General features: G+C 75.2%; 4 protein-coding genes and 1 pseudogene. 4 read left to right on the forward strand and 1 reads right to left on the reverse strand.

What is annotated here, in order from left to right; all coding sequences use genetic code 11:
• The 4 genes and pseudogenes from GTW08_RS18185 to GTW08_RS18200 all read left to right on the forward strand — a co-directional run.
• Positions 1-218: pseudogene (locus GTW08_RS18185) on the forward strand (hypothetical protein); the annotation flags it as partial.
• Between the two features lie 120 nt (positions 219-338).
• Positions 339-5,177 carry an NAD-glutamate dehydrogenase gene (locus GTW08_RS18190; RefSeq protein WP_346009926.1) on the forward strand — a complete coding sequence of 1,613 codons (4,839 nt, stop codon included), beginning with the start codon at positions 339-341 and terminating at the stop codon, positions 5,175-5,177.
• A gap of 9 nt (positions 5,178-5,186) precedes the next feature.
• Positions 5,187-5,612 carry an acyl-CoA thioesterase gene (locus GTW08_RS18195; RefSeq protein ID WP_073578230.1) on the forward strand — a complete coding sequence of 142 codons (426 nt, stop codon included), beginning with the start codon at positions 5,187-5,189 and terminating at the stop codon, positions 5,610-5,612.
• Positions 5,609-6,253 carry a hypothetical protein gene (locus GTW08_RS18200; protein ID WP_073578229.1) on the forward strand — a complete coding sequence of 215 codons (645 nt, stop codon included), beginning with the start codon at positions 5,609-5,611 and terminating at the stop codon, positions 6,251-6,253. Before GTW08_RS18195 ends, GTW08_RS18200 begins: the two co-directional genes overlap by 4 nt.
• A gap of 34 nt (positions 6,254-6,287) precedes the next feature.
• Here GTW08_RS18200 and GTW08_RS18205 read toward each other — a convergent pair.
• Positions 6,288-7,195, reverse strand: a 908-nt coding sequence (locus GTW08_RS18205) for a YncE family protein (RefSeq protein WP_237453960.1), incomplete at its 5' end; no start/stop codon positions are given.

The following is a 7,195-nucleotide window of genomic DNA, read 5'->3' on the forward strand; positions in this document are numbered from 1 at the left end:
CCCCGCCCGCGACGCCCGCGACGCGGGACAGCGCGTCACCCCTGCCGCCCGGACGGCAGGACAGCGCCGCCGACGCCCCGGGGACGACGTCGTCACCGGGCGACGGCACACCGGGCGCCCCGGCCACGCCGGCCCCGTCCGAGCCCGCAGGCATCCCCGAGGACATGGGCCTCGCCGATCTGCTCGCCGGGGCCCTCGCGGCCTACCGCGAGATCTGACCGGCCGCCGGGAACCGCTCGCCCGGTCAGCGCGGACGCGGCCGTCCCGGTCCGCCGATGGCGTCGGTACCGCGGGATAGGGTGACGGCCGTCAACACACGCACGGGGCCGGAGTGGATCGTGAGCAGCGGGACGACGGGGCAGACCGGGAACACCACGAGCACCGACGGGCCGGGCGGTGATCCCCGCCCCGGGAGCGGTGCCGCCGCGGAGCTCGTCCGTCTCTACGCCCGGCACACCCCGGAGACCGACGCGACCGGCGGCGCGGAGCTGCCCGGGCCGGCGACCGTCGTCGACACCCATCTCGCGCTCGGCGCGCACCGCGAACCCGGCCGGGCCGCCGTCCGGGTGGCCGCCGCCGGGGGAGACGCGGTGACGGTCGACATCGTCACCGACGACATGCCCTACATCGTCGAGTCGGCGCTCGCCGGGATCGGCCGGGCCGGCGGCACCGCGCGGCGCGTCGTGCACCCGATCCTGGTCGTGCACCGCGCCGCCGACGGCACGCTGACCGGCGTCGACACCGCCGCCGACCCGACCGACCCCACCGAGGGGGCCTCGGTCGAGTCGTGGATGCACGTTGACCTCGTGTCCTCCGGGGACCTCGACCCCGACGCGCTGCACGCCGAGCTGGAACACACGCTCTCCGCGGTCCGGCAGGTCGTCGACGACACCGCTGCGATGACCCTGCGCGCCCGCGCCCTCGCCGACGACCTCTCCGGGACCGGTGCCGCCACGGCCGCCGACACCGACGAGGACGACGTGCACCCGGCCGAGGTCGCGGACCTGCTGCGCTGGCTCGTCGACGACCACTTCGTGTTCGTCGGCTACCGCCACTACTCCCGACGCACCGATGACGGGGGTGGCCCGGACGGGCGCCTGCGGCCCGACACCGACACCGGTCTCGGCGTGCTGCGCCCCGGCGACGCCGGCGCGAACGTCTTCCTCCCCGAGGAGACCGGCGCCGCCGACCCCGCGGGCCTGCTCCTGTTCACCCGGGCCAGCGAGCGCAGCCGGGTGCTGCGTGCGGTGCACCCGTACTACGTGGGGGTCCGCACCCGCGACGCCGACGGGACCGTCACCGGCGAGCACCGCTTCCTCGGGATGCTGACCGTCCCGGCCCGGCACGAGTCGGTCCTGGACATCCCGGTCGTCGCCCGCCGCATCCGCGGCGCCATCCGGCGCGCGGGCTTCCCGGCCGACTCCTACTCCGGGCAGCAGATGCTCGAGGTGTTCTCCCAGCTGCCGCGCGCGGAGCTGTTCACCTCGTCGCAGAATCGGCTGCACGACACCGCCGTCGGTGTGCTGGAGGCGGGCGCCCGCCGCGCGGTGCGGCTGTTCGTCCACCCCGACCCGTACCGCCGCTTCCTGTCCTGTCTGGTCTACCTGCCGCGCGACCGCTACACGACCGCGACCCGGCTGAAGATCACCGACATCCTGCGCACCCGGCTCGGGGGCACCGACGTCAGCTACACCGCGCAGGTCGGCGACGTCGAGCTGGCGCTGCTGCACCTGACGATCACCACCGATCCCGGCGCCGAGCCGGTCACGGTGGACCTGGCCGAGCTGCAGGTCCACGTCGCCGAGGCGACCCGCACGTGGGACGACCTGCTCGTCGCCGCGCTCGGAGACGCCGGGCCCGCCGCCCGCCCGATGCTGGCCGGGGTCCCCGAGTCCTACAAGGCGACGGTGACCCCGCTGCGCGCCGTCGAGGACCTGCGGCGGCTGATGACGCTGGGGGAGAAGGGCGAGGACGCGTTCGACCTGCGGCTGTACCGCAGCATCGAGGGCGACATCCGGTTCGCGCTCTATGTCGGCGACGACCCGGTCACCCTCACCGGTGTGCTGCCGCTGCTGCAGCAGCTCGACGTCGAGGTCGTCGACGAGCGGCCCTACGAGTTCCGCCGCCCCGACGGCCGTCGCTGCTGGCTCTACGACTTCGGGCTCCGGCCCCCGCAGCCCGCCGGAGCCCCCGCGGTCCCGACGGTCACCGTCGAGGACGCCGGGCGACGGTTCGAGGAGGCGTTCGCCGCGGCCTGGCGGGGCGACGCCGAGTCCGACCGGTTCTCCGCGCTCGTCCTGCGCGCCGGTCTGCACTGGCGCGAGGCCGCCGTCCTGCGGGCCTACAGCCGCTACACCCGCCAGCTCGGCGGGCTGTTCACCCTGCAGTACACGGCCGGCGTCCTGGTCGCCCACCCGCAGGTCGCGCAGGGTCTGATCGCCCTGTTCCGCGCCCGGTTCGACCCGGCCACGGCCGACGCCGACGAGCGCGATGCCGCCCACCAGCGGGCACTGGGGAACGTCACCACCCTGATCGACCAGGTCTCCGGCCTCGACGCCGACCGCATCCTGCGTGGCCTGCTGGCCGTCATCGAGGCGACGCTGCGGACCAACTGGTTCCGGGGCCGCCCGTTCTTCTCCTTCAAGCTGGACCCGGCCGCCGTACCGGACATGCCGCTGCCCCGTCCGCGGTTCGAGATCTTCGTGTACTCGCCCGCGGTGGAGGGCGTGCACCTGCGGTTCGGCCCGGTCGCCCGCGGCGGTCTGCGCTTCTCCGACCGCCAGCAGGACTACCGCACCGAGGTGCTCGGCCTGGTGAAAGCCCAGGCGGTGAAGAACGCCGTCATCGTCCCGGTCGGGGCGAAGGGCGGGTTCGTCGTGCGCAGGCCCGGGCCGGCGCCCGAGCACGTCCGGGACTGCTACCGGACCTTCATCTCCGGGCTGCTCGACATCACCGACAACCTGCTGACCCACGCCGACGGCGCCACCGAGACGCTGCCGCCCACCGACGTGGTGCGTCACGACGGCGACGACTCCTACCTCGTCGTCGCCGCGGACAAGGGCACCGCCACGTTCTCCGACCTGGCCAACTCCGTCGCCGAGTCCTACGGCTTCTGGCTGGGCGACGCGTTCGCCTCCGGCGGCTCGGTCGGCTACGACCACAAGGCCATGGGCATCACCGCCCGCGGCGCGTGGGAGTCGGTCAAGCGGCACTTCCGCGAGCTGGGCGTCGACACCCAGCGCGAGGAGTTCACCGTCGTCGGCGTCGGCGACATGTCCGGCGACGTGTTCGGCAACGGGATGCTGCTGTCGGAGCACATCCGGCTCGTCGCCGCGTTCGACCACCGGCACGTGTTCGTCGACCCCACCCCGGACGCCGCGACCTCCTACGCCGAGCGTCGCAGGCTGTTCGAGCTGCCGCGCAGCTCCTGGGCCGACTACGACACCTCCCTGATCAGCGCCGGTGGCGGGGTGTGGCCGCGGACGGCGAAGAAGGTGCCGGTCGGGCCGGAGATCCGGGCCGCGCTCGGGCTGGCCGACACGGTCACCGCGATGTCCCCGCCCGAGCTGATCCACGCGATCCTGCTCGCCCCCGCCGACCTGCTGTGGAACGGCGGCATCGGCACCTACGTCAAGGCGTCCGGCGAGACCGACGGCGAGGTGGGGGACAAGGCCAACGACGCCATCCGCGTCGACGGCCGTGCCCTGCGGGTGCGCGTCGTCGGCGAGGGCGGCAACCTCGGGCTCACCCAGCGCGGGCGGATCGAGTTCGCCCGCCACGGCGGCCCGGACGGCGCCGGCGGCCGGGTCAACACCGACGCCATCGACAACTCCGCGGGTGTCGACTGCTCCGACCACGAGGTCAACATCAAGATCCTGCTGGACCGCCCGGTCGCGGACGGCTCCCTGGACCGCGACGCCCGCAACGAGCTGCTCGCGTCGATGACCGACGAGGTGTCCGCCCTCGTGCTCGCCGACAACGTCGCGCAGAACCAGGTGCTCGGCGTCGCGCGCGCCCACGCCCCGGGCATGGTGGGTGTGCACGCCCGGATGGTCACCGACCTCGCCGGGCGCACCGGGCTCGACCGCACGCTGGAGGTCCTGCCCGACGAGGCGGGGTTCGCGCGCCTGGCCGCCGACGGTCTCGGTCTCACCGGCCCCGAGCTGGCGACGCTGCTCGCCCACACCAAGCTCGACCTCACCCACCGGCTGCTGCAGACCGACCTGCCCGACCTGCCGGCGTTCGCGCCGACTCTGCCCGGCTACTTCCCGCACCCGCTGCGGGAGCGCTTCGACCACGCCGTGCGCAACCACCCGCTGCGTCGCGAGATCATCGGTACGTCGCTGGTCAACGACATGGTCGACGGTGCCGGGATCAGCTACGCGTTCCGGCTGGGCGAGGAGATCTCCGCGGGCCCCGACGACGTGCTGCGCGCCTACACCGTCACCACCCGCGTGTTCGGGCTGCCCGCGCTGTGGGAGGCCGTCCGCCGGGCCGAGGTCGGAGTCCCGATCGCCGACGCGGTGGTGCTGGAGTCGCGGCGGCTGCTCGACCGGGTGTCGCGCTGGTTCCTGACCAACCGGCCGCAGCCGCTCGCCGTCGGCGCGGAGGTCAACCGGTTCGCCGGCCCCATCGCGGAGCTGCGGGCGCGGCTGCCCGAGCTGCTGCAGGGCCGCGAGCTCGACGCGGTTCAGGAACGTGCCGCGGAGCTGCGCGCCTGCGGGGTGCCCGAGGAGATGGTGGAGTCGGCCGCGCTGTCGCTCTACGCCTACGGGCTGCTCGACGTCGTCGAGCTGGTGGAGCTGTCCGACCGCGAGGCCGAACCACGGCCCGGCGCCGAGGTGGCCCGCCTGTACTACGCGCTGTCCGAGCACCTCGGCGTCGACCAGGCGCTGACCGCGGTGTCCCGGCTCGACCGCGGGGACCGCTGGCACGCGCTGGCGCGACTCGCGCTGCGTGACGACCTCTACGGGTCGCTGCGCTCGATCACCCTCGACGCGCTGCGCGAGACCCCGCCCGGCACGGGTGTCGACGACGCGATCGCCGCCTGGGAGCAGGCGAACTCCTCGAAGCTCGCGCGCGCCCGCAGCGCGCTGGAGGAGATCGGGGCGTCGGCGTCGCTGGACCTCGCGACCCTGTCGGTGATCTCGCGTCAGCTGCGCGGACTGGCCCGGTAGGAGCTCCCCGTGACCGCCTTCGTCGCCGAGGTCCCGCTGCGCTGGACCGACCAGGACGCCTACCGCCACGTCAACCACGCCCGGATCGTCACGCTCGTCGAGGAGGCCCGCGTCGCGCTGGCCTTCACCGCCGCCGGGCGGGAGGGGCTCGCCGGGTTCTCCTCCGGGCTGCTCGTCGCCGGGCTGCACGTGGAGTACAAGCGGCAGCTGCCGTGGCGGCCCGAGCCGCTGCGGTGCGCGATCACCGTGCGGGAGCTGCGGGCCGCGTCGTTCGTCCTCGACTACGCCCTGCACGACGGGCCCGGCGCGGGCGACCCGGTCGCGGTCACCGCCTGGACCCGGATGGCCCTCTACGACCTCGAGGCGGACCGGGTCCGCCGGCTCACCGTCGACGAGCGGAACTTCCTCGAGCGCCACCTGGGAGGCGTGTCGTGACCCTGCGACTGGCGGACGCGACCGAGCGCGACGACCTCGGCGCGTTCACCGCGCGCGTCGCCCGGCTCGACCAGAGCGCCACGATCCGGCTCACAGCCGGTTCCGGCCGGGTCACCGCGTGGGCCCGCACCCCGTTCGACGTGCTCGTGACCCGATCGGTGGCCGGGGAGCTCGACCCGGCGCTGCCGGTCACGGCGCAGGCGTCGACGCTGCTGACGGCGCTGGCCGTCGACCGTTCCGCCGCGGTCGACCCCGGCCCGCCCGCGCCGTGGCTCGACGAGCTCCCGCCCGACGACGGCTGGTCCCGGGTCGACGACGTCCCCGCCGCGGAGCTCGACGAGCTCGCCGACCGGGGGCTGGCACTGGCCCGGGAGCACGCGGGCCCGATGGGGCCGCCCGCGTCGCTGCTGGACCAGACGGTGCTGACGGTGTCCCCGCCGGACGCGGGCCGCCCGGTCACCGTGCCGATGCGGGTGCTGTTCGCGATGTCGGGGATGGGTTTCCTCGGCTCGGCGCCGCAGGAGACCGACGGGCCGCGGGTACGGGTGTCCGCGTCGGGGTCGTGGATGCGGCTCGACGCCCGGTACGGGGCGGTGGTGAAGCGGCGCGTGGTGTCGCTTCCGCTGTCGGTCGCGCGCTGACGGGCCGGGCCCGCAGCCGGGGGCCGGCCCGGGCTCAGGTCAGGTTCAGCACGCTGACCGCGCCGTCGCCGGTGACCCAGCCGGTGCGGCCGTCGGGGGCGACCGCGACGGCGGTCGGGTTCGGGGCGACGTCGGTGGTCCCGGTGACCTGCCAGGACCCGGTGTCGACCGTGACGAGAGCCTGCCGGGTCGCGACGTAGAGGTGGCGGCCGTCGGGGGCGAAGGCCATGCCGGTGGCGCCGCCGTCGACCTGCACGGTCGCGATCTCGCGGCCGTCGGCGGGGTCCAGGACGGTCACGGTGCCGGACTCCGGGCCGCCGACCGCGACCACGGTCCGCGGGACCGACGCGGGGCTGACGGCCAGGGACTCCGCGCCGCCACGCACCGGGAAGCTGCCGAGCACGGTGAGGCTGTCCGGGTCGAGGACGGTGAGCTGGTCGGCGCCGCGGGTGGCGAGGTAGACGCGGTCGCCCGCGTCGTTCGTGGCGCTCGCGTACGGGTCGCGGGACACCGGCACGGTCCGGGTGACGGTGCCCGCGTTCGGGTCGAGCTCCTGCACGGTGGCGTCCGCGCGGGACGGCACGTAGAGGAACCGGCCGTCGGGGGACACCGCGGCCGCGGCCGGGTCCCCGCCGACGGCAGCGGTCGAGACGACGGTCCGCCCCGGCACGTCGACGACGGCGATCTGCCCGCCGCCCTGACCGGCGGTGCTGACGTAGGCGCGGGTGCCGTCCGGAGAGGTCACCACCCCCTGCGGGGCGGCCGGGAGCTCGATCTCCCCGGTGACGGCGTCGGACGCGGTGTCGACGACCGCGAGCCGGTCCGCGTCACGGACCGCGACGAGGGCCGTCGAGCCGTCCGGGGCGGCCGCGACGGCGACCGGGGCGCCGCCGAGGGGCACGGTCGCCCGCACCGTCGGCTGTGCCAGGCTCGCCCCGGACG

This window comes from Pseudonocardia sp. SID8383, assembly GCF_009864975.1.
Classification (GTDB): Bacteria; Actinomycetota; Actinomycetes; order Mycobacteriales; family Pseudonocardiaceae; genus Pseudonocardia; species Pseudonocardia alni.